Annotated in this window: 20 protein-coding genes and 1 pseudogene; 17 read left to right on the top strand and 4 right to left on the bottom strand. The window is 38.2% G+C overall.

Features of this window, described 5'->3' with window-relative positions; genetic code table 11:
• The first annotated feature begins 23 nt into the window (after positions 1–23).
• Positions 24–347 carry a hypothetical protein gene (locus NST97_RS08250; protein WP_340881918.1) on the top strand — a complete coding sequence of 108 codons (324 nt, stop codon included), beginning with the start codon at positions 24–26 and terminating at the stop codon, positions 345–347.
• A 1,421-nt stretch (positions 348–1,768) separates the two neighbouring features.
• Here NST97_RS08250 and rpsD read toward each other — a convergent pair.
• A complete protein-coding gene (gene rpsD / locus NST97_RS08245; RefSeq protein WP_063387361.1) occupies positions 1,769–2,371 on the bottom strand; it encodes a 30S ribosomal protein S4 in 603 nt (200 codons plus the stop codon).
• Between the two features lie 384 nt (positions 2,372–2,755).
• On the opposite strand from rpsD, the gene NST97_RS08240 reads away from it, so the two are divergent.
• Positions 2,756–4,561: a sensor domain-containing diguanylate cyclase gene (locus NST97_RS08240; protein WP_341343100.1), complete on the top strand. Its 1,806-nt coding sequence runs from the start codon at positions 2,756–2,758 to the stop codon at positions 4,559–4,561.
• Between the two features lie 145 nt (positions 4,562–4,706).
• Here the strand turns inward: NST97_RS08240 and NST97_RS08235 are convergent, their stop codons facing one another.
• Positions 4,707–5,186, bottom strand: coding sequence for a GAF domain-containing protein (locus tag NST97_RS08235; protein ID WP_340881913.1), 480 nt, complete (start codon positions 5,184–5,186; stop codon positions 4,707–4,709).
• A 124-nt stretch (positions 5,187–5,310) separates the two neighbouring features.
• Between NST97_RS08235 and refZ the strand changes: the two genes are divergently transcribed.
• A complete protein-coding gene (gene refZ, locus NST97_RS08230; protein WP_063387364.1) occupies positions 5,311–5,946 on the top strand; it encodes a forespore capture DNA-binding protein RefZ in 636 nt (211 codons plus the stop codon).
• Here the strand turns inward: refZ and hisJ are convergent.
• Positions 5,943–6,740, bottom strand: coding sequence for a histidinol-phosphatase HisJ (hisJ, locus tag NST97_RS08225; RefSeq protein ID WP_063387365.1), 798 nt, complete (start codon positions 6,738–6,740; stop codon positions 5,943–5,945). The genes refZ and hisJ overlap by 4 nt on opposite strands.
• A 184-nt stretch (positions 6,741–6,924) precedes the next feature.
• Here hisJ and ezrA point away from each other — a divergent pair, with 184 nt between their 5' ends.
• The 8 genes and pseudogenes from ezrA (at position 6,925) to NST97_RS08185 (ending at position 15,035) form a co-directional block, all read left to right on the top strand.
• Positions 6,925–8,625 (top strand): septation ring formation regulator EzrA, encoded by a 1,701-nt coding sequence (gene ezrA, locus NST97_RS08220; protein WP_327873804.1) that lies wholly within the window; start codon positions 6,925–6,927, stop codon positions 8,623–8,625.
• Between the two features lie 495 nt (positions 8,626–9,120).
• Positions 9,121–10,020, top strand: a complete 900-nt coding sequence (locus tag NST97_RS08215; protein ID WP_327847833.1) for an aldo/keto reductase — start codon at positions 9,121–9,123, stop codon at positions 10,018–10,020.
• A gap of 185 nt (positions 10,021–10,205) precedes the next feature.
• Positions 10,206–10,415, top strand: a complete 210-nt coding sequence (locus tag NST97_RS08210; RefSeq protein WP_327847832.1) for a hypothetical protein — start codon at positions 10,206–10,208, stop codon at positions 10,413–10,415.
• Positions 10,416–10,675: 260 nt separating this feature from the next.
• Positions 10,676–10,821, top strand: a pseudogene (locus tag NST97_RS08205) (spermidine/putrescine ABC transporter ATP-binding protein); the annotation flags it as partial.
• Between the two features lie 172 nt (positions 10,822–10,993).
• Complete coding sequence (locus NST97_RS08200) at positions 10,994–12,142, top strand: cysteine desulfurase family protein (protein WP_117017221.1); 1,149 nt, start codon at positions 10,994–10,996, stop codon at positions 12,140–12,142.
• A 2-nt stretch (positions 12,143–12,144) separates the two neighbouring features.
• Entirely contained in the window at positions 12,145–13,362 is a 1,218-nt protein-coding gene (gene thiI / locus NST97_RS08195) for a tRNA uracil 4-sulfurtransferase ThiI (RefSeq protein WP_063387369.1), read from the top strand.
• Positions 13,363–13,454: 92 nt separating this feature from the next.
• The gene (locus tag NST97_RS08190; protein WP_063387370.1) at positions 13,455–13,673 is read left to right on the top strand and encodes an alpha/beta-type small acid-soluble spore protein; all 219 of its coding nucleotides are present in this window, start codon (positions 13,455–13,457) and stop codon (positions 13,671–13,673) included.
• A gap of 180 nt (positions 13,674–13,853) precedes the next feature.
• The gene (locus NST97_RS08185; protein ID WP_311066339.1) at positions 13,854–15,035 is read left to right on the top strand and encodes an IS701 family transposase; all 1,182 of its coding nucleotides are present in this window, start codon (positions 13,854–13,856) and stop codon (positions 15,033–15,035) included.
• Between the two features lie 62 nt (positions 15,036–15,097).
• On the opposite strand, the gene NST97_RS08180 is transcribed toward NST97_RS08185, so the two are convergent.
• A complete protein-coding gene (locus tag NST97_RS08180; RefSeq protein WP_094246343.1) occupies positions 15,098–15,898 on the bottom strand; it encodes an NAD kinase in 801 nt (266 codons plus the stop codon).
• 136 nt (positions 15,899–16,034) lie between these two features.
• On the opposite strand from NST97_RS08180, the gene sppA reads away from it, so the two are divergent.
• From sppA to NST97_RS08150, 6 genes are all read left to right on the top strand, one after another.
• Positions 16,035–17,036: a signal peptide peptidase SppA gene (gene sppA / locus NST97_RS08175; protein WP_063387372.1), complete on the top strand. Its 1,002-nt coding sequence runs from the start codon at positions 16,035–16,037 to the stop codon at positions 17,034–17,036.
• Between the two features lie 11 nt (positions 17,037–17,047).
• Positions 17,048–17,533, top strand: coding sequence for an RDD family protein (locus tag NST97_RS08170; protein ID WP_063387373.1), 486 nt, complete (start codon positions 17,048–17,050; stop codon positions 17,531–17,533).
• Between the two features lie 68 nt (positions 17,534–17,601).
• On the top strand, positions 17,602–18,306 hold the full coding sequence (locus NST97_RS08165) for a DUF2953 domain-containing protein (RefSeq protein WP_063387374.1): 705 nt from the start codon (positions 17,602–17,604) through the stop codon (positions 18,304–18,306).
• On the top strand, positions 18,303–18,770 hold the full coding sequence (gene ytfJ / locus NST97_RS08160) for a GerW family sporulation protein (protein WP_066247839.1): 468 nt from the start codon (positions 18,303–18,305) through the stop codon (positions 18,768–18,770). Before NST97_RS08165 ends, ytfJ begins: the two co-directional genes overlap by 4 nt.
• Before the next feature lie 101 nt (positions 18,771–18,871).
• Positions 18,872–19,372, top strand: a complete 501-nt coding sequence (tpx, locus tag NST97_RS08155; protein ID WP_063387376.1) for a thiol peroxidase — start codon at positions 18,872–18,874, stop codon at positions 19,370–19,372.
• A 90-nt stretch (positions 19,373–19,462) separates the two neighbouring features.
• A complete protein-coding gene (locus NST97_RS08150; protein WP_339197043.1) occupies positions 19,463–20,452 on the top strand; it encodes a class I SAM-dependent methyltransferase in 990 nt (329 codons plus the stop codon).
• Positions 20,453–20,537 lie beyond the last annotated feature (85 nt).

Raw genomic sequence — 20,537 nt, 5'->3', positions numbered from 1 at the left:
AGGAATCAAGGAGAACGATAACAATGAAAATTAGTGAATTGGCTGTTTACGAGCCATATTATATTTCAATTTTTTTAGTCTTACTTGGATTAGGATATTGGATGATAATTGCGTTAGTTGTTTCTAAATTTCGTTTTACTATATTCGGTAAATTATTTTTGGCAATATCCATTGTGATCTATCTCTTGGTCGGGGTTTATATGGTTGGCAAGGGGGATTATATCGATGAAAAAGCTCCGGATTCACTTGTTTTTCATAAATTTGGCTTTTTGGAATTAATCATCCTGTCCTATGCGTATATTTTTCTAGGACTTGCGGTAGGGTTTGGGAAAAGGAAAGACAATTGAATGTTAAATCTTGGATTTTTCAATATTCCACTTGTTTTTTCATAACACGGTTATGCAAAAAAGATTGGCCAAATTTTATGGTCAATCTTTTCATTTATCTATTCAAATACTTTTGTTGAAGAGGAAGATCTTATCGTTTTATTTTCTCTCCGCTTTTATTTCTTTTTTTAAGAAACCAGAACAGGACTGTAAGTGAAAATAATAAAATTGGTATATATCCAACTAACCGCCATGCGTTTAACGCACCGAGAAAATAATATGCAACTGGTAAAAATGTTACAGTACTAATAAGCATAAACAGCCAAGAACGATGGAGTAAACCAATTATAAATGTAATTATTGAAATAACAAATGAAGTTCTCCATAAGAATATAATCAAATTAAAATCATCCAATAAATCGTCCCCCCCTGCGTGAAATACTGTAATATTTAAAGAAACTAGGAGCTGTCCAAAAGGTCAGGGTTAACTGACTTTTTCGAGCCCCTTCATTTTAGGGACTTATCGGGCAGACCATTTTTTCTATCTTTTTATATCCTTCAGAAGTCTTATGAAGGACTTTTCTTATGCTCCCTCTTTCTGAATTGGTTCTTCAAAAGTTTTCTGACGGACATTCAGCACATACAATTTCTTCTTGTTGGGTTCATTGCCTCTATGAAGGACATTTACAAATTTATTCAATTATTTTTGTCCTTCACTGTAGTATTTCTCCAAACTCCTTCATTTTAGGAACTCATCAGGCAGCCCCTTTAAAAAATTGATTTCTTTCTCATCATCAACTTTTAATTTTAAATTTGAGTAAAGAACTAAATTCCTACCTCAAATTTTGCTTCGTCATCCGATGTATCAGCATCTATTTCATTAGAAGATCGTTAATCGATATTATTTCACCAGCTGTGAAAGCATTCGTTATTGGGATTTTACAAATAAATCTAATAGAATATTGCCGTATATAAATATTCTTCATTATGCACTCAATTCCTTTTTTGTTTTAAGAAGTGAGTCTTCAAGCTTTTTTCTGCAACGATATGGCATGCAGGCACAAAACTAAACAATTTAAATTCAATAGAGCAAATGTCCCGTGTATTTTATGTGAGTAAAAAGAATTAGTTAAAAATAGGGAAAATTTTAAGTTATAAAAACGTTTTACTATGCACATACATTTTATGAATCGTGATAGATCTGAATGTACTGATACGATTTCAAGATTTCCACAGGCTCTAAATCTCATTTTGGTACTTTCGTGTATATAAAAATAATTCAGCATCTGTCCGCATTTTTATAAAAAGTAGCTCCAAAAGCTGCCCCACTTGCCCCAAAATAATACATTATGAAAACCTAAATTGAAACAAAAAAACCCTGAAATCCTTTCTTCTCAAGGGTTTCAGGGTTTTTAAATACTGAATTATACAATCTAATTTTATTAACGAGAGTAGAACTCAACGATGAGCGATTCGTTGATTTCCGCAGGCAATTCAGAGCGTTCAGGCAGACGAGTGTATGTTCCTTCAAGCTTTTCCGGATCAAATGTTAAATATTCAGGAACAAAGTTGTTTAATTCAACCGCTTCTTTAATGATTTGAAGGTTGCGGGATTTTTCACGGACAGAAATCGTTTGGCCTGGTTTTACTTGGTAAGACGGAATGTCCACGCGGCTTCCATCCACTAAAATATGGCCGTGGTTAACCAATTGGCGTGCTTGACGGCGAGTGCGAGCCAAGCCAAGACGATAAACAATGTTATCTAAACGAGACTCTAAAAGGATCATAAAGTTTTCACCGTGAATACCCGGCATTTTGCCCGCCTTTACGAAAGTATTGCGGAATTGACGTTCGTTAACTCCGTACATATGGCGAAGCTTTTGTTTTTCTTGCAATTGTAAGCCGTATTCAGAAAGTTTTTTCCGTTGGCCTGGACCATGCTGACCAGGTGCATACGGACGTTTTTCAAGCTCTTTGCCTGTGCCGCTCAAAGAAATGCCTAAACGGCGGGAAATTTTCCATGTAGGACCTGTATAACGAGACATATTGCTCCTCCTTTTGTATTTTCGATTGTAAAATACAAACAGACTGATTCTCTCAATTATGCACATTTTGTTTTCATGTACCTTCGCTCCAGCAGCAGAGAGTTACACGGTACACCTCAGATTTGAGGAACAAAATGACATCATAATTGTCGAATCCTTAGGCTGCTATATTTTACACAACGATCATTATATGATTTTAAATGAGCGGTGTCAAGATTATTTCCTTTGCTGTCAGCGAAAAGGAATATTTAATCCGACGAACTTCACACATTCATTTCTATTTTTTGTGAAAAAAATACCAATTTTTTCACAAAAAAAATGTGCTTCATGTTATAATACTATTAAAGTCATAAGGTCTATTTTCCCGGTTATAGGTGGTGGAGTATGGATTGGGATCATTTTGAAAACTTATTTTTCCGATTACTTATGAATGATTCGGACAGGCAGCATTTCGATGAATTTATTAATGAAATGTTTGCCATTTTAATCAAAGCATTTAATCTTCAAAATGTGTCGATTTGGAAAGAGATCGGTTCGAATCTTTTTTTATGCCAATACTCGAGCAATGACGATGTAAAAGGTGCTTCGAAATCATTTAGCTTCAAAGACGATGAACAATTTGTAGTTTACAAAGAAAAAGGACGATTGTTTTTGCAGTATTCGGCAGATTCCTCTCCAAAAATGCTGTTGGAATTCAGAGGAGGCCGTGTACTTCACAAACTTTCTAATCAACAACTAGAAAAAATTTCTAAAATATGTTTTGCCATGTTTTTTCACGGAAAAAAATTATATTTGCAAAAAACGCTTAAAGAAAAATATTATCAATTGTTTTTATTAACTGATGAACTTTATTCCATTATGAAAGAAGAAGAAGTGTTAAACAAGCTTTATAACACTTTGAGGCAAATGTATCCCGACCTATTATGCCATTTCATTTTGCCAATGGATTATTCATTAGGACATGAAATTCCTGTGAAAAATTTGGAGCAGGAAATAGATCAGTATGAGGAAGCTATGACAGCCTTTTTGAAAGGCGATATGGTCGTAAGAAGCTCGTCAAACGGGCTCTATATTTATGTCCCGATTGCAGGAAGACAGGGTGTTTATGGATTAATTGATGTACATATCCCACTTCATATTGAACAAATCGATGACGTAATCGATATGATCGAAAAAGTGGCAAAGGCCGGCGGCAAAGCGCTGGAAAATGCCAAGCTGTATGAACAGTCGAAGCAGCATGTAAACGATTTGCAGCTCATTAATGATACGGCTCGAAAAATTAATAAAAACTTGCGGATTTCAGATACGATGAAATACATGGTTAAAAGAATGCTTCGTTCATTTTCTGCAGATGAGGCCGCTTTTTTTATTTTTGATGAAAATAAAAAATGGAACATGCTTTCAGAAAGTACATCGTTTTTCCATTCAGATGAATCGAAGGCTTACGTTGATTGGGTTGCACAAAATATATTGGAGCAAAATAGTGTATTCACTGGCGATATTTCCAATTCCATTCTCGGGGAAGCCGTTTATAAATCAATAATGGCCGTTCCGATGATCGACAGTGAAAAAATCATCGGATTTGCTGTTGTGCTGCGTAAAGAACCGTATTCCTTCACGTTTGATATGTACAAATTAATGGAATCGCTTGTGTCTCATTCTACACTCGCCTTTACGAACTCCATGCTTCGGGAAAAGCTGGAATTGCTCGTGATCACAGATCCGCTTACAAATCTTTTTAATAGAAAATATTTTGACGAGGTTGTTCATCAATCGTTTAAAGAAGACCAAAGAGGCACATTAATTTTAATAGACGTAGACAATTTTAAACAAATCAATGATACGTATGGCCACCAAGTAGGCGATAAAGTGCTTATTCAAATTGCTAAAACTATAAGGAACAACATACGGGAGGAAGATGTAGGAGCTAGATGGGGCGGAGAAGAGCTGGCCATTTATCTTCCTAAAGTGGGTTTAAAAATCGGATGTGAAGTGGCAAACAGAATTGTTTCAGCTGTGCGGAAATCAACGAAACCGCCTGTAACAGTTTCATGCGGTGTTTCCTGTTGGGATGCAGCCCATAAAAATGATTCGCCTGCCCTTTTTTTTAAAAGAGCAGATGATGCCTTGTATCAGGCAAAGCGCAATGGAAAAAATCAAGTATCGGTTTTAGACCAAGAAAGAGCATAAAGGGTTCCTAGGTATTGCTCTGATTTGTTAAAATCGTTTGACAGATCGTAACTAGGGACCCTTTTTTATATCATTTGAAAGGGTTCAAAAGTTGAATGCTCATTTCCACTCGTTCACGACTTCCGGCGTTTGAAAAACAAGGCTATTAAAGGTATTCTGTAAGAATATTCGTGAATTTTTCTAAATATCTTTGGTCTATTTTATCAAATCGGTTTTTAATCGGGCTGTCAATATCTAACACACCGATTACCTCATCGTTCTTAATAAGCGGGACAACGATTTCCGATTGTGATCGCGCGTCGCAGGCGATGTGTCCAGGGAACTCATTTACATCAGCCACTCTCACCGTTCTTTTTTCGAAAGCAGCCGTTCCGCATACACCTTTGCCAATAGGAATTCGAACGCATGCCGGCAGCCCCTGAAAAGGTCCGAGAACAAGCTCATCTCCGTCTTTTACATAAAAACCAACCCAATTGATTTCTGACAAAAATTGATTCAACAAGGCGGATGCATTAGCTAAATTCGCTATGACATTTTTTTCCCCTTCAATCAATGCTGTAAGCTGTTTTAACACAAGCTCATAATTTTCTTCTTTTGTTCCATTATAGCTTTCGACGACAAACATGGAAATTCCTCACTTTCTTTTTCAAAATGACAAGTAAGTACGAACTTTGTCGAGAAATTATAGCAGGAAAATATCGTTGCGGGTAGAAAACTTCTAACAGCCATCAACAAAAGGAGTGATCCACTTGCAAACGAAAACGAACACTGTTACGAAAGAAAATATCGTTGATGCAGCAATTTTCCTTTTTAATACAAAAGGTTACACCGGAACATCGGTTAGGGAAATTGCCAAACGGGCCAATGCAAATATCGCCCATATTTCTTACTATTTTAAAGGAAAAAACGGATTATTGGAACATTTAGTGTCCAAGTTTTATGAAGGTTATTTAGACGTAATCGATCAATGCTATCAAAAATGTACAGAATCTCCAAAACTCTCTCTTATGGCAATCGTTGAAGAACTTCTCCGCTATCAATATGAAAACCGCCGGCTTGCCCGTTTTGTCCACCGAGAAGTAACGCTTGATTCGACTCTCATTCGCCAGGTGATGATGACTTATTTAGCGAAAGAAAAATATTATTTGCTTAACCTGCTTGAACGAGGGATGCGAGCGAACCAATTTAAACAAGTAGACATTCCCCATTTTTTAGTACAATTCAAAAGCTTAATAAATATGCCGTTTTTACAGCCTCAATACATGTATGAAGTTTTACATATTAATCCGTACGAAGAATATTTTGTCAAGCAATATAGTAAACAGCTGGTTTCATGGCTGGAACAAATACTTTTTCAGAAAAACGAAAAACAATCAAATGACTAAACCATTTTTTCAAAAAGTGAAAAATCGCTGCCTACATCCTTCGCGCTATGGGCATCAGAACCATAAACGAGAGGGATGCTTTGTTTTTTTGCCGCTTGTATAATATCCTCTGGCGGGTAAATTTCTCCGCAAAAGGCTTTTCGTAAACCGGAAGTGTTGACGTCCAGTTCCATCCCCCTTTTGTTCATTTCAGCAAAAATCTGTTCAATATAAGGCTTTTCATCAAATGTGGCTTGGAAAAGCTTTTGAAATTTGTGTATTAGCGTAATATGTCCAAGCCGCTTCGGCTTATACTTTCCAAGATCTGAAACAACCCCTTTTAATACTGTCGCATAATATAATTCGTATAAATGATTGATGCCGCCTGAAAGCTCCGCCATTTTTTGAAACGTATGTTCATCAAAATCTACACAATAATATTGTCCATTTAATTTTAAAAAATGTACGGACAAAATGCTGTCATCAAGAAAAGGACCGTATTTGTCCAAAAATTGCGCTGTTTCTCTTTCAAAACCGTTAATATAGTCTACTTCTAAACCGATATGAATATCGATATCGCGTTTATATTGTTTTTTTAAGTCTAGCAAAATAGACAAGTAGCGGTCGATATCACTGAAGGGCATTGCGCTGTCCTTATCGGGAGTTGGATCAACAAACCCTTCCGGCAATGGAGCATGTTCTGTAAAGGTTATAGCAGAAAATCCTTTTTTTATGGCAGTTTCAATATACAATTCAAATGAATCGTCCGTACCGTGGGGACAAAAAGGGGTGTGAACATGTCCATCTTTTTTCATAGAAATCACCTCAAGTTTGTCGAGATTTATGTGAAAAAATTAAAAATTTTGCTCAAAAAATGTCGTTATCATGGTATCATAAATACATTGAGAACACATTATTTTCTTTTGAAAGTTTTTTCGACAACGTCGTTTAAAATATACATACCCTTTAAGAAAGTGAAACGGACCGAGGGGGCTCATAATGGAAGTTGTGATTGTATTAATTTTATTGATTTTCCTTCTATTTGGAATCGGTTATGGATTTCGAAAAAATATTTATAAAGAAGTAGACCGTCTTGAAGCTTGGAAAATAGACATTATGAATCAGTCCATAACAGATGAACTGTCCAAAGTAAAAGAATTAATCATGAGTGGAGAAACAGAAGAATTGTTTGAACGCTGGCGAAAAGATTGGGACGATATCGTCACTAGCAGGCTTCCGCAGGTGGAAGAGCTTCTGTTTGAAGCGGAGGAATATGCTGAAAAATACCGCTTTAAAAAGTCAAAAGAAGTTTTATTACATATTGAATCGGTTTTAAAAGAAATAGAAGAACAAATAGCCGGCATTGTTCAGCACATTAACGATCTTGTTGCAACAGAAAGCAATAATAAGACAGAAGGTGAAGCAGTCAAACAACAGCTAAAAGAGTTGAAAAAAACACTGCTCTCCCATCGCCATACATTTGGAACTGCGTATGAACGGCTGGAAAAAGAGTTGTATGAAATGTTACATACAATGGAAAAATTTGATGAGGAAATGAACTCGGGAAATTACGTAACAGCGAAGGAAATTTTGGATGAACAAAAACAGAAGCTTGAAGCACTCCAATTAAAAGTAGAGGAGATTCCAAAGCTTTTAACTGAATGTCAAATGATTGTGCCGAACGAGATTTCCGAATTGAAAGAAGGGTATAAAAAACTGCTCGAGGATGGCTACAAGCTTGAGCATTTGGAAGTGGAAAAAGAAATTTCGCATATTGAGGAAAAAATGCAGGGCTTGAAAAAGAAGCTAAGTGAAGCAGAGACAGAAGACGTGAAAATGGGTCTTGATTCCATAAAAGAAACGATTGATAACATTTACGAAATGCTTGAGAAGGAAGTGTATGCGAGCCAATATGTAAGACAAGAAGCGGAAAAAACCGGGGAAAAGCTGCAATCTTTATTAGAGGAAAAAAATGATTTAAAAGAACAAGTCAGTCTTGTACAGCAGAGCTACCAGCTGTCAAATGATGATGTCGACAAGCTAAAAGAGTTGGATAAACTGATGAACCAACTGAAAAATCATTACAAGCATATTTTGGCAAGCATAGAGAACTCCAATATTGCGTATTCCGTTTTACAGGAGGAACTGGAAAGTTTTAATAAGCAAATTGATCAAGCAAAGGAAAAATACAACGAATGGCATTCGATGCTTCAGGCATTGAGAAAGGATGAATTAAACGCGCGCGACAAATTAGCAGAACTAAAGCGAATGATGGCTGAGATTAAACGGGCGATTCGAAAAAACAACATTCCCGGCCTTCCGGAAAGCTTCGTGGAGCAATTACAAACTGCTCAGCAATCGTTTGAAAAGGTCAGCAATGCGCTTGAAGAAATTCCGCTCGATATGGATCGAGTCCAAACGTATTTAAACGATGCTGTGAGCATCATCGAACAATTAAAAGAAAACACAGATGAGATCATTGCCCAAGTTTGTTTAGTCGAAAGATTAATACAATACGGTAATCGATACCGCAGCACGTATTCGGGCCTTGATAAAAAATTAAAAGAAGCTGAACAGTTGTTCAGAAATTATGAATACAGCAAATCTTTGGAGCAAGCGGCTGCTGCCATAGAGGAAATCGATTCGGAAGCGATGGAAAGAATACAGAAGCTTGTTGAAAATGAATTGAAAGATCTATGATTTATGCCTGTCTTCGTTTGAAAGACGGGCATTTTTATTGCCCATGCTTCCATATTGGACTATAGTCAGTAAGCATTTTTATATAACTATGAGGAGTTGAAGCAATAATGCTGTGCGAAATGTCGGTTTGGAGAGCATATTTTTTCACTTAACATGAGAAAACCTATAAGAAATTGAAACTCCACTCGTACAAACATGAACAATTGCAGAGCTTGTTATCTATAAGATAATGAAATTCCACAGCCGGATGATTTTGCAAATCGCCCTTTCCTTATTTTTATTTGTCCCTTCTAGGCGCTTGCCGCTGTGAAGGGCTTTTTTATTGTAATTCATTGCCACATTTGTTATAAAGGTGTAAAAGGGAAACAATAGCAATTAAACAAACACTAAAAACAAGTTTCGAAAGCACGTACATATTTTTGAAGTCGAAAAGGTATGAAAGCGGAATTTTATAGAATGGGAAATTCACAATATAACGGAAAGGGTCGAGAGTGGATGGGATTATTGGACAGTAATAAAATCATGGAAATAAGAAGTCATGTTGAAAAACGAGTAGTGAAGCTGCCTGATGGCACGACTGTTCCATGTATAGGTCAAGGAACATGGTACATGGGAGATAAGCCACAGGAGAAAGCTAAAGAAATAAAAGCCTTACAACTTGGAATAGAATTGGGCATGAAAGTAATTGACACTGCTGAGATGTACGGAAATGGCGCTTCTGAACGCTTAGTCGGCGAAGCAATCAAAGGGCGCAGAGATGATGTGTTTTTAGTCTCTAAAGTGTATCCGCATAATGCAGGACTAGACAAGATTTCCGTTGCATGTGAAAACAGCTTAAAACGGCTGGGGACGGACTATTTAGATTTATATCTTTTACATTGGCGAGGCCGCATTCCTTTAGAAGAAACAATCGAAGGCATGGAAAAGCTGCGAAAAGAAGGAAAAATATTAAGATGGGGAGTCTCCAATTTTGACACAGACGATATGGAAGAGCTATGGAACACGCTCAACGGATCAAACTGTGCGACAAACCAAGTGTTATACCATATAGGTTCGAGAGGAATTGATTTTGATCTGCTGCCTTGGCACCGGGAACATCATATACCGATTATGGCGTACAGCCCCCTTGCCCAAGGAGGTACATTAAGAAAGCAGTTGTTGACGGATCCAACTGTTAATGAAATTGCCAAAAAATACAATGTAAAACCATTACAAATTGCACTTGCTTGGACGATACGCACGAATGATGTCATTGCTATTCCAAAAGCTGGGCAAGAGCAGCATGTGCTGGAGAATGCTGAAGCTGCTGCTATTGAATTAACCCAAGAAGACTTGAACCGACTTGATGAGGCATTTCCAAAACCTCATAAAAAAGTGCCTTTGGATATCATTTAACATGTTGCTGAAGCAATATTCGGTAATACGCTGGAGTTGTCCAGAAAGTCAAGCTCCCATTGAAAACAAAAAATCATAAACACCGATATATCAAAGTTTCTATAACATTAAAGGGATCAATAACCCGAAAAAACGACTTATTAGACAGCCCCTTCATTAAAAGGAAATAGAAAACGAAGGTCGTCATGAAAACTTTTTTTCAAGGATTGACGTTTCCCGAGTTAGCTCTGGCAGGCAAGGAGCAAGCAAAAAGGGCAGCTAAAGGACATGATGATGAACGGATTCAAGAAGCGAATCATCAGCGGGTTAAAACTATTGAACCTGCTGGCAGCTGTGGCAGTGTTCCGGCAGTCTTTTGGAACGACATTACGCTTTGCGCTATAGGCGTTTTATGAGCTGCTTAAAAAGTAATTCACGATAGTCCGGTTATTTTGAAAAATAGAAGCCGATGCTTTTATCAACTTTTTATGGCATAATGAACAGCGGCGAAAATCAGCTTTTTCTCGTTTCTCTCTAGCGTAATGCTAGTGAGAAACGAGTTTTTTATTGTGTGCATGTTCTAAGCGTCATTGATAGGAATAAGGAAGAGTTTGATCTCACTAGTAAAGGATTGAGAGAAATGAAATTTTATTTTCGGCGCAAGGAGTAGGAAACGATTGATGGAGAAATCATCCGCTTTGTGAAGCGAGTGACGAAGGAATACGATAGGTTAGTCGTGCTTGATGATGTCAGTTTTTAAGATTGAACGCGGGAAGTTTTACACGCTGCTTGGGATCGGCGGATGCGGGAAGACGACGATGATCGAAGATGACGTTGTTGAATTCACAAAAAAAGCGGCTTACGTGCGTGGACAAAGGCTTTCGTCTGAATGAGCCCGTTTATGTTATGATCTTTTCTTTTTCATTTCAATTTACTTATGTTAATATTGCATTGCAAAGTGTTAGAAAATATAATTCAAAGGGGTATACAACCGATGCTTTACTTGGATAATAGTGCAACTACAAAGCCTTACCCTGATGTACTTGATACGTACCGGCAAGTGGCGGAAAAGTTTTTCGGGAACCCATCATCTCTTCATCATTTGGGTGTTCAAGCGGAAAGACTTTTAACAAAAGCAAGAGAACAAGTAGCCGATTTGCTAGGTGTAAGCGGACAGGAAATCATATTTACGTCTGGAGCAACGGAAGGAAATAATTTGGCGATTAAAGGCGCGGCTTTTGCACAAAGACATAAAGGAAAGCATTTGATTACGACTGTAATTGAACACCCTTCTGTCAGCGAAGCATTTGAACAGCTTGAAAAAGAATTCGGGTTTGAAGTGACGTGGATTCCTGTAAATGAAAATGGCATTGTGTCTCCAGCTGACATACAAAAGGCTGTACGTAACGATACAATCTTAGTGTCCGTTATGCATGTCAACAATGAAATCGGAGCGATTCAGCCAATTGAAGAGATTGGCGAAATACTTAAAAACTATCCGAACATCGTTTATCATGTCGATCACGTGCAAGGAGTCGGGAAGGTTCCTTTAAATATAAAAAAAGCGGGAATTGATTTATGTACAATATCTGGCCATAAATTTCATGCCCTAAACGGTACAGGAGTGTTGTACATTAGAAAAAATACACCAATTCTCACTCTTTTATCAGGGGGTGGCCAGGAAGCAAGCATTAGATCAGGCACTGAAAATTTAGCGGGCAGCGTGTCCCTAGCGAAAGGTTTAAGGCTGGCATTCAACGACTATGAAGAGAAGATCGATCGTCTGATTAATACGAAAAACTATCTTATAAATGAGCTTGAAAAAATAGATGGCATTATTATCAACACACCAAAGGAATCTTCCGCCCCTCATATTATCAACTTTTCTGTACCTGGTATAAAAGCGGAAGTTCTAGTTCATATGCTTGAAGAGGAGAATATTTATGTCTCCACTACTTCAGCTTGTTCTTCAAGGAAAAAGGGAGAAAGCAAAGTATTGAAGGCGATGGGCAAAAAAAGCAGCATCACCGAAAGCGCCATCCGCATAAGCCTTTCAATTGGGCAGACGATCGATGATGTCAAGCCGTTGATTGACGTCCTGCCATCATCTATACAAAAATTAAAAAATATAATGGGGTTATAAACATGCAATATGATCATATTTTAGTCAGATATGGTGAAATGTCTTTAAAGGGAAAAAATCGCAAACATTTTATTAACCATTTGAAAAACAATATAAAACTTGCATTGTCTTCCTTTTCGTCTTTAGAGTATACAGCGAACAGAGATCGTCTTTTCATCAAATTAAATGGAGAAGACGGGGAAAAGGTAGCGGAAAAATTGCAAACAGTTTTTGGCATACAGTCCTTCAGTTTGGCAATCAGAACGAAAAGCGACATCGAAGCCATAAAGGACTCGGCTTTACAGGCAGTCAAGCAATTGTATAAAAACGGAGACACTTTTAAAGTGTCGGCCAAAAGAGCAGATAAATCGTTTCCGTTAACTTCAGACCAACTCAATTATGAAATTGGCCGGCATATACTTATTCATACTGACGGTTTGAAAGTAGATGTTCATCATCCGGACATAAACGTGCGCGTAGAAGTCCGTCCGCACGCCACATATATAATGTGCAAAGATTTTAAAGGGGCGGGAGGGCTTCCGGTTGGTTCAAGCGGAAAGGCGATGCTGATGCTTTCTGGAGGAATTGACAGTCCTGTCGCTGGGTATTTGTCAATGAAAAGAGGCTTGGAGATTGAAGCGATCCATTTCTTCAGCCCTCCTTATACGAATGAAAGAGCGAAGCAAAAGGTTATGGATCTCGTAGAAAAATTAACCGAATTTGGCGGCAAAATCGTGCTTCACATCGTTCCGTTTACAGAAATTCAAGTGACCATTCAGCAAAAAATATTAGAAAATTATACAATGACATCGACTAGAAGAATGATGTTAAAAATTGCCGATGAAATTCGGAAAAAACGAGGCGCCTTAGCCATTGTAACAGGCGAAAGTCTAGGGCAGGTAGCAAGCCAAACGCTTGAGAGCATGTATGCTATTAATGAAGTGACGACAACTCCTATACTGAGACCTTTAATTTCAATGGATAAAAATGAAATCATTGAAATTGCCGAAAAAATTGATACGTTTGAGATTTCAAACAGACCTTATGAAGACTGCTGTACTATTTTTACACCAGCTTCACCGAAAACGAAGCCGAAAAGGGAGAAAATATTAAAGCTTGAAAGCTATGTAGATTTTCAACCTCTCATTCAGAAGGCGATTGAGGAAACAGTAACAATTGAATTTCCAAGAAAACATGATATACAAGAAAAAATAGAAGAGGATTTTGAAAATTTACTATAATATTCCACAAGTTCAAAACAATTACCATTTCGTTTTATGCATGAAGCCATGTGTTTTTTCACATTCTATATCCACAAGGAGGTGAATGACACATGGCTCAAAACAGATCTAGCAACTCTAACCAAATTTTAGTTCCTGGTGCTGAACAAGCACTTGAGCAATTAAAAACTGAAATCGCATCAGAATTCGGTGTAAACTTAGGTCCTGATACTACATCCCGCGCGAACGGCTCCGTTGGAGGAGAAATTACAAAGCGGCTTGTATCTTTTGCTCAGCAGCAACTATCTGGCGGTGGCGGAACATTTCAATAAATGAATATTTTGGCTTTTGAGCGAAAAGGTGATCCTTTTCGCTCATTTTCATTTTATAACTGTAGATGAGCAAATTCACTAACATAAATTTACATCCGAACAAAAAAGGAGACATGAACCCGATTCCTTGGTTAGAATAGATGTGCCAACAAACCATTCACACAAGGAGGTTCATGTCTCATGAATAGATTAGCACATCATCAAGGAATCCACAAGTTTTTCACGATGTTGGGGTTGGCACTTTATTTTTCAAAACCTGTCATGAAGCATCTCGTTCATATCGTGGATGCGATGATCACGAAAGGCTTTTCTGGAACGTTGACCGATCTTCATCATTGGAGCTTTCACCCCAATCATCGAACGACACTCAGCCATTTTTTCACGAAAAGCCCTTGGGATGAAGAGACGCTGCTTCGCAAACTCCAGCAATGGATGCTTCATCGTGTCGAACGGATCGCCAAACAGAAAAATCAACCCCTTTTTGTTTCGATCGATGATACGATTTGCCAAAAAATCAAGCCTTCGTCACGGGCAACGCACGCCATTCAAGGGTGTGATTGGCACTATTCTCACACAGAGAAAAAGTCGATCTGGGGACATTCTCTTGTTTGGCTCATGGTTCATACGATGACCCAGGCTTTTCCCTTTGCGTTCCGCCTCTACGACAAGGCGGCTGGGAAAAGCAAGGGGGAACTCGCGATCGAGATGCTTTCTTCTTTGGATGTACGCCGTCCCGTTTATGTGCTGATGGATTCGTGGTATCCATCGCAAGCGCTCGTGGAAGCCTGTCTGAAAAAAGGATTTCACGTCATCGCGATGCTCAAAACGAACCGGATTCTCTATCCGAAAGGCATCGCCATCCAAGCCAAACAGTTTGCCCGCTATATCGAACCGAACGACACCCATCTCGTCACGGTGGGAGAAGAGCGTTATCGCGTGTATCGCTACGAGGGATCGCTGAAAGGTCTCGATGATGCCGTTGTGTTGTTGGCTTGGAAAGCCGATCAGCCGATGACACCCGAACATCTTCACTGCGTCTTGAGCACCGACCGGGAGCTAAGCGATGAAGAGATCTTGCGCTACTATGCCCAGCGTTGGTCGATCGAATGCTTTTTTCGACAAGCGAAAGACCAGCTGAAGCTCGATGGGTACCGCGTTCGTCAACGTCGGGCGGTGAAACGGTATTGGATCTTGGTGCAACTCGCTTATGTGTACAGTATGGTCGAGTCCAACCGGGATTTCTCTACTGGGCTTGATCTTCTCCGAACGAAGAAAGGGCATAGTCTCGTCGAGTTCATTTACCATGCAGCGAAGCAAGATATTCCCATTGATGTCGTTAAAAAACAGCTCCATGTGGCATAAGGGGTACTCCGTTTGTCTCTTTTTACATGGTAATTATTGTAATGAAAATTGCTCAACTACAGTTATAAAAAGGTTCTTTTCACTTTATCCCAGAAAGAATTATCTTTTAATTTAACAGTTTTAATTTTTTTCTTTCCTAATTCAATATCCAGCTGGTTGACATGACGAATGCTTAGAGCTTCGTTGTCCATTCCGATAATCGGATAATCGTTGCCGTCCTGCACTACTTTTAACGTAAGCTTTCGATTTCCGCTTAAAATAAAAGAGGATCCTAACGTCCGATATAGATTATTGTTCAAAGATGCAAGTTCAGTTACTTGTAAACAGTCTATGAGCGGATCGACGACAGCTCCCTTCACAGATTTATTGTAGGCTGTGCTCCCTGTTGGAGTGGCAATAATCATTCCATCGCCTCGGAACGTTTCAAAATGCATATCATCAATAAATACATCCAGAACAAATGTTTTAATAATTGCTGATCTGACACTACATTCATTTAAGCAGGAAATCTTTACTTCATGGTCGACGGTGACATCGATGGTTGGATATCTTCTTACCTCGACCTTTTCCAGCTGAAAAGCTTCAACTAATTTGTCTTTTTGATCTATATGGAAATCACAATAAAAACTGATATGCCCTTCAGTTGCGATGCCTATGTACAGACAGTCGTCGCGAAATTGCGTTTTTCTAACCGCTTGCAAAAATGTTCCGTCCCCTCCGATTGCTACGATAATGTTCGCATGTCTCCAATCTTCAACAGGACGAAAATCATACTGCTTCGCCAAGTCAATCAACGAAGCTATTTTCTGTTCAAGGTGATCGCTATGTTTGTAAAAGAAGTAGATATTTCGGCGTGGATCCATCAAAAAAACCCCCTCTTTTTGGAAGATTCTCCACAATTATATAAATAAATGTTAAAATACACTATGATATATAGTTTAACATTTTTATAATGGAACATGTCAAAAAAGGTGAAATTGAATCAAGGAGGTAAACATCTTGAGTGGAAAAAGGTGGGCTGCGTTAGGAATTGCCGCAGCATTATTTGTTTTTTCGATGATCATTAGCTTTACTTCTATGGCTGTTTCAAATGCAGAAAAATTGTCTGAGAATTTTTTTGAATCGCAGTTTTCCGAGGAAGTCCTTGAAGAAGGAATGCCGGATGAAAAAATTGCGGTGCTGGAAGTAAATGGAGTGATTCAAGATACGGGTGAAGATGTTACATCGATTTTTGCCAGTGAAGGCTACAATCATAAAGAATTTTTGAAATTGATTGAAAAGGCCGGCGAGGATAAAAGCGTAAAAGGAATAATTTTGCGAGTCAACTCTCCTGGCGGGGGAGTAGTGGAAAGTGCAGAAATTCATAAAAAACTAATGGAAGTTAAAGAAAAGGCGAAAAAGCCGATTTATGTTTCAATGGGAACCATGGCAGCTTCAGGAGGATATTATATTTCAACTCCTGCCGATAAAATTATTGCAGCACCGGATACGATGACAGGCTCGCTAGGGGTCATTATGCAAGGAATAAACTACAGTGAATTGGCAAAAAACTTTGGGGTGAAAGTAGAAACGATCAAAAGCGGTCCATATAAAGACATTTTTTCTTCAACAAGAGATATGACAAAAGAGGAAAGAGAAATTCTTCAAAAAATGGTGAATAACGCTTATGAAGGCTTTGTAGACGTAATCTCGCAAGGAAGAAAGATGGATGAAGGGGAAGTGCGGAAAATTGCCGATGGACGAATTTATGACGGCCGGCAGGCGAAACAGCTCCATTTAGTTGACGAGCTAGGCTATTTTGATGATGCGGTGGAAATGATGAAAAAAGACTTAGACTTATCAGATCCATATGTATTCAAATATAAATCGAGCTTTGGATTTGAATCGTTCCTTTCCATGATGGCTGGGAAGGTGATCTCTAAAGATCTGGAAATGCAAGGACTATACAAATTGTTTTCACAACCGAATTCTCCCCGCCTGATGTATTTATATTCGGAGTAGGAGGTGCCAACATGGATGGAACATTTGAAGAAATAAATCAAATTGAACAAAAGCGTGAGGTTCAAACAGACATCTCTTATCACTTTGCGGGATTTTGGATGCGGTTTTGGGCATACTTGCTTGACCTCATTGTTGTTTCAAGCGTCATCCGAATTGTTGCCAATCCGCTTTTTTTACTGATCGGATTGGAAAAAAGCGATTTTATTTTTTCACCTTATCGAATTTTAAGCGCCTTGTTTTTCTTTTCCTACTTTATTCTTATGACGAAGTTTTTAGGACAAACGCTCGGGAAAATGGTTTTTGGCCTGCGTGTTATATCTTTAAAAAATGATAAGCTTACATGGACCGATGTTTTCTTCAGGGAATGGATCGGACGGTACATTTCCAAGGTTACGTGGATCGGATATTTGATCGTTGCTTTTACAAAAAAGAAACAAGGACTGCACGATTTATTCAGCGATACAACAGTTATTCATGATGAACGGTTTTCAAGATGACCTGCCGAAAAGGCAGGTTTATTTTTTTATAGAGAGGTGATAATGGTTCACTGAAAGGATGTGAAATTATGCCATTTTGGCTTGCAATAGTCTTTTTCCTATTTTTGATATTTGTGCTTCTTGTTGCAATGACAAAATTAACGATTGTACTTTCATATAAACACGATAAATATGACGATCGGTTAAGAGTGACATTTCTATTGTTTTTTGGCCTTATTCGCTACACAATCAAAATCCCTTTTATAAAACTGGATCAAGAAGGTCCAAATATTGTTTATAAACAAGAAAAAGAAACGAAACATTCAACTCAAAAATCGTCCGAAAAAGTGACTCCTGAAGAGCTGTTTGAGAAGCTGCAAAATTTTAAAGAAATATTGGAAAATGTTATCCATTTTTCCTTTATTATTCGGAAATTTTTGAAGAAGGTTCGGATTGTGAAATGGGAGTGGCGTACTGAAATCGGAACGGGAGAAGCTGCCTCAACAGGAATGTCGGCGGGTACACTATGGGGGATGAAAAGCTCTATTATTTATTTCGCTTCCCGATACTTTACATTAATAGGTTATCCAGTTGTTTCAATCTTTCCTAATTTCAACCGAATGGTTTTGAAAACGACATTTGTATGTATGATGCAATTCCGACTTGGGAATGCTATCATAGCAGGATTGCGTCTCGTAAAATGGTCGAGATCAAAAACAGCATTATGGCGAAACTTACCGTTTGCCAAGAAAAACAAGAAGAATGAACATAGTTTAGAGGAGGCAAAAGTATGAGCGATCATCCGATTCAAGGGTTAATGAAAACGGCAATGGAAAACTTGCAGCAAATGATCGATGTCAATACCATAATTGGCGATCCAGTTGAAACTCCTGATGGGAGTGTTATACTAACCGTTTCAAAAGTGGGATTCGGATTTGCGGCAGGTGGCAGTGAATTTTACGGACCGACAGGTGAAAAACATTCAAGCAGTCCTTATGGAAGCAGCACTACAGGTGAAAAAGGAAAACTTCCTTTCGGCGGAGGAAGCGGAGGCGGTGTATCGATTACGCCAATCGCATTTCTTATTGTTGGAACAAATGGAATCAAAATTCTTCATTTAGATGAAAATACCCATCTTTATGAAAAAATTTTAGATGCAACCCCTCAAACGGTAGAAAAAATTCAAGAACTGTTTCGAAAGAAAAAACATATACAAGACGATAACAATGAAAAAGAAAAAATTGATTTTGACATTTAAAGCTGCTTTGGCAGCTTTTTGAAATTTTCAAACACTTTTTCTTTGAAAAGTCTTCAAAAACAAGCTATAGTTAAACTATACATAGATTTGGAGGGGATAAAATGGCAAACGTAACATTTAAAGGAAATCCGGTAACTCTTTTAGGAAATGAAGTGAAGGTTGGAGATAAAGCGCCTGATTTCAAAGTGCTTGCGAATGATTTGTCGGAAGTTACTTTAGCTGATACAAAAGGGCAGGTCCGAATCATTTCTGTTGTTCCTTCGATCGATACTGGCGTATGTGATGCACAAACACGCCGCTTTAATGAAGAAGCTTCCAAGCTGGATAATGTTAAAATTTTAACAATCAGCATGGATCTTCCTTTTGCGCAAAAACGTTGGTGCGGTGCGAACGGAATTGAAAATGTACAATTGTTATCTGACCATCGCGACGCTTCTTTCGGACAGGCGTACGGAGTATTAATCAAAGAATTGCGTCTGCTTGCTCGCGCTGTTTTTGTTGTTGATTCAAACGATAATGTAACATATGTAGAATATGTCAGCGAGGCGACAAATCATCCAAACTATGAAGCGGCGATTGAAGCTGCAAAAGCAGCAAATTAAGGACCTGATGCAAGGTCCTTTTTTTCTTGCTTATAAAACAATGAAACGCTAAAATGAAAGGATGTGACGAGCTTAAAGGAGGAAGCCTTTATGCAAGGATTTTCAAATGTTGAAAAACTGTTTTCACTCATTAATGAGACGGCAGAAATCATTAAAAACGAAATGAATTGTACATACATTGAAGCGATAGCGAACACAGGAGAAAACCTATTTCACGGAACTACAGTTCAAGATTCCATTAGCGAAATTACAAGTAAAAAACTGAACAATATATACCGGACGTTTCATTTGGACCACTACTCAAATGAAGAAATTCGGAGAGCTTTTCAGCTCGCTGTTTTAAAAGGATTAAAGGAGGATAATCAGCAAATCCACCAAATGACTCCTGACAGCGTTTGCATATTGCTCGGCTATCTTGTGCAAAAATTTTTTCAAGATGAAAAAAATTTAATGATTTTAGACCCTGCTGTAGGTTCGGGTAATTTACTCTCGGCTGTCTTAAACCAACTTGAAGCAAAGCAAGTTGAAAGCATTGGAATCGATATAAATGATTTGTTAGTTAAAATCGCTTATGTGAATGCAAATTTGCAGAAGCATTCTATTGACTTTTATAATCAGGACAGCCTAAAAAACCTTTTTATCGACCCTGTGGATGCGGTGGTGTGCGACCTGCCAGTCGGCTATTATCCCGATCATGACGTCGCAAAGCATTTTGAATTGAAGGCTGATGAAGGCCATTCTTACGCCCATCATCTTTTTATTGAGCAGAGCATCCGCTATACAAAAGAAGGCGGTTATTTGTTTTTCCTTATACCAAACCATCTTTTTGAGACGCCTGAAGCTCCAAAATTGAATCGATATCTAAAAGAAAATACAGTGATCCAAGGCCTGTTGCAGCTCCCGCGCTCCATGTTTAAATCGGAAAATAGTCGAAAAAGCATCTTTATTTTGCAAAAAAAGGGAGAAGGAATTGTACCGCCCAAACGGGTTATGCTTGTTGATCTACCGAAATTTTCGAATAAAAAAGCTCTTGCTTCGATTATGGATCAAATTGATGAGTGGCTCCGGACAAATAAATGAAAAGATGAAGACACTAAAAGGTGACAGCCATGTCGCCTTTTTTTTAGGATTCGGTTTATTTCTTCTATTTTTCATAAAAACTAAA

This window comes from Aeribacillus sp. FSL K6-1305 (assembly GCF_038050115.1).
Classification (GTDB): Bacteria; Bacillota; Bacilli; order Bacillales; family Aeribacillaceae; genus Aeribacillus; species Aeribacillus composti.
Note: the sequence above shows the minus strand (reverse complement) of the source record. Positions and strands in the feature narration are given on the sequence as shown.

Excerpts from the sequence above, each read along its gene's own strand:
- thiI (WP_063387369.1), top strand. The coding sequence starts at position 12,145 with ATGCAATATGATCATATTTTAGTCAGATATGGTGAAATGTCTTTAAAG.
- hisJ (WP_063387365.1), bottom strand. The coding sequence starts at position 6,740 with ATGAAAAAAGATGGACATGTTCACACCCCTTTTTGTCCCCACGGTACG.
- tpx (WP_063387376.1), top strand. The coding sequence starts at position 18,872 with ATGGCAAACGTAACATTTAAAGGAAATCCGGTAACTCTTTTAGGAAAT.
- NST97_RS08215 (WP_327847833.1), top strand. The coding sequence starts at position 9,121 with ATGGGATTATTGGACAGTAATAAAATCATGGAAATAAGAAGTCATGTT.
- rpsD (WP_063387361.1), bottom strand. The coding sequence starts at position 2,371 with ATGTCTCGTTATACAGGTCCTACATGGAAAATTTCCCGCCGTTTAGGC.
- NST97_RS08165 (WP_063387374.1), top strand. The coding sequence starts at position 17,602 with ATGCCATTTTGGCTTGCAATAGTCTTTTTCCTATTTTTGATATTTGTG.
- NST97_RS08235 (WP_340881913.1), bottom strand. The coding sequence starts at position 5,186 with ATGTTTGTCGTCGAAAGCTATAATGGAACAAAAGAAGAAAATTATGAG.
- NST97_RS08170 (WP_063387373.1), top strand. The coding sequence starts at position 17,048 with ATGGATGGAACATTTGAAGAAATAAATCAAATTGAACAAAAGCGTGAG.
- NST97_RS08210 (WP_327847832.1), top strand. The coding sequence starts at position 10,206 with ATGAAAACTTTTTTTCAAGGATTGACGTTTCCCGAGTTAGCTCTGGCA.
- NST97_RS08190 (WP_063387370.1), top strand. The coding sequence starts at position 13,455 with ATGGCTCAAAACAGATCTAGCAACTCTAACCAAATTTTAGTTCCTGGT.
- NST97_RS08180 (WP_094246343.1), bottom strand. The coding sequence starts at position 15,898 with ATGGATCCACGCCGAAATATCTACTTCTTTTACAAACATAGCGATCAC.
- ezrA (WP_327873804.1), top strand. The coding sequence starts at position 6,925 with ATGGAAGTTGTGATTGTATTAATTTTATTGATTTTCCTTCTATTTGGA.
- ytfJ (WP_066247839.1), top strand. The coding sequence starts at position 18,303 with ATGAGCGATCATCCGATTCAAGGGTTAATGAAAACGGCAATGGAAAAC.
- NST97_RS08250 (WP_340881918.1), top strand. The coding sequence starts at position 24 with ATGAAAATTAGTGAATTGGCTGTTTACGAGCCATATTATATTTCAATT.
- NST97_RS08240 (WP_341343100.1), top strand. The coding sequence starts at position 2,756 with ATGGATTGGGATCATTTTGAAAACTTATTTTTCCGATTACTTATGAAT.
- NST97_RS08200 (WP_117017221.1), top strand. The coding sequence starts at position 10,994 with ATGCTTTACTTGGATAATAGTGCAACTACAAAGCCTTACCCTGATGTA.
- NST97_RS08150 (WP_339197043.1), top strand. The coding sequence starts at position 19,463 with ATGCAAGGATTTTCAAATGTTGAAAAACTGTTTTCACTCATTAATGAG.
- NST97_RS08185 (WP_311066339.1), top strand. The coding sequence starts at position 13,854 with ATGAATAGATTAGCACATCATCAAGGAATCCACAAGTTTTTCACGATG.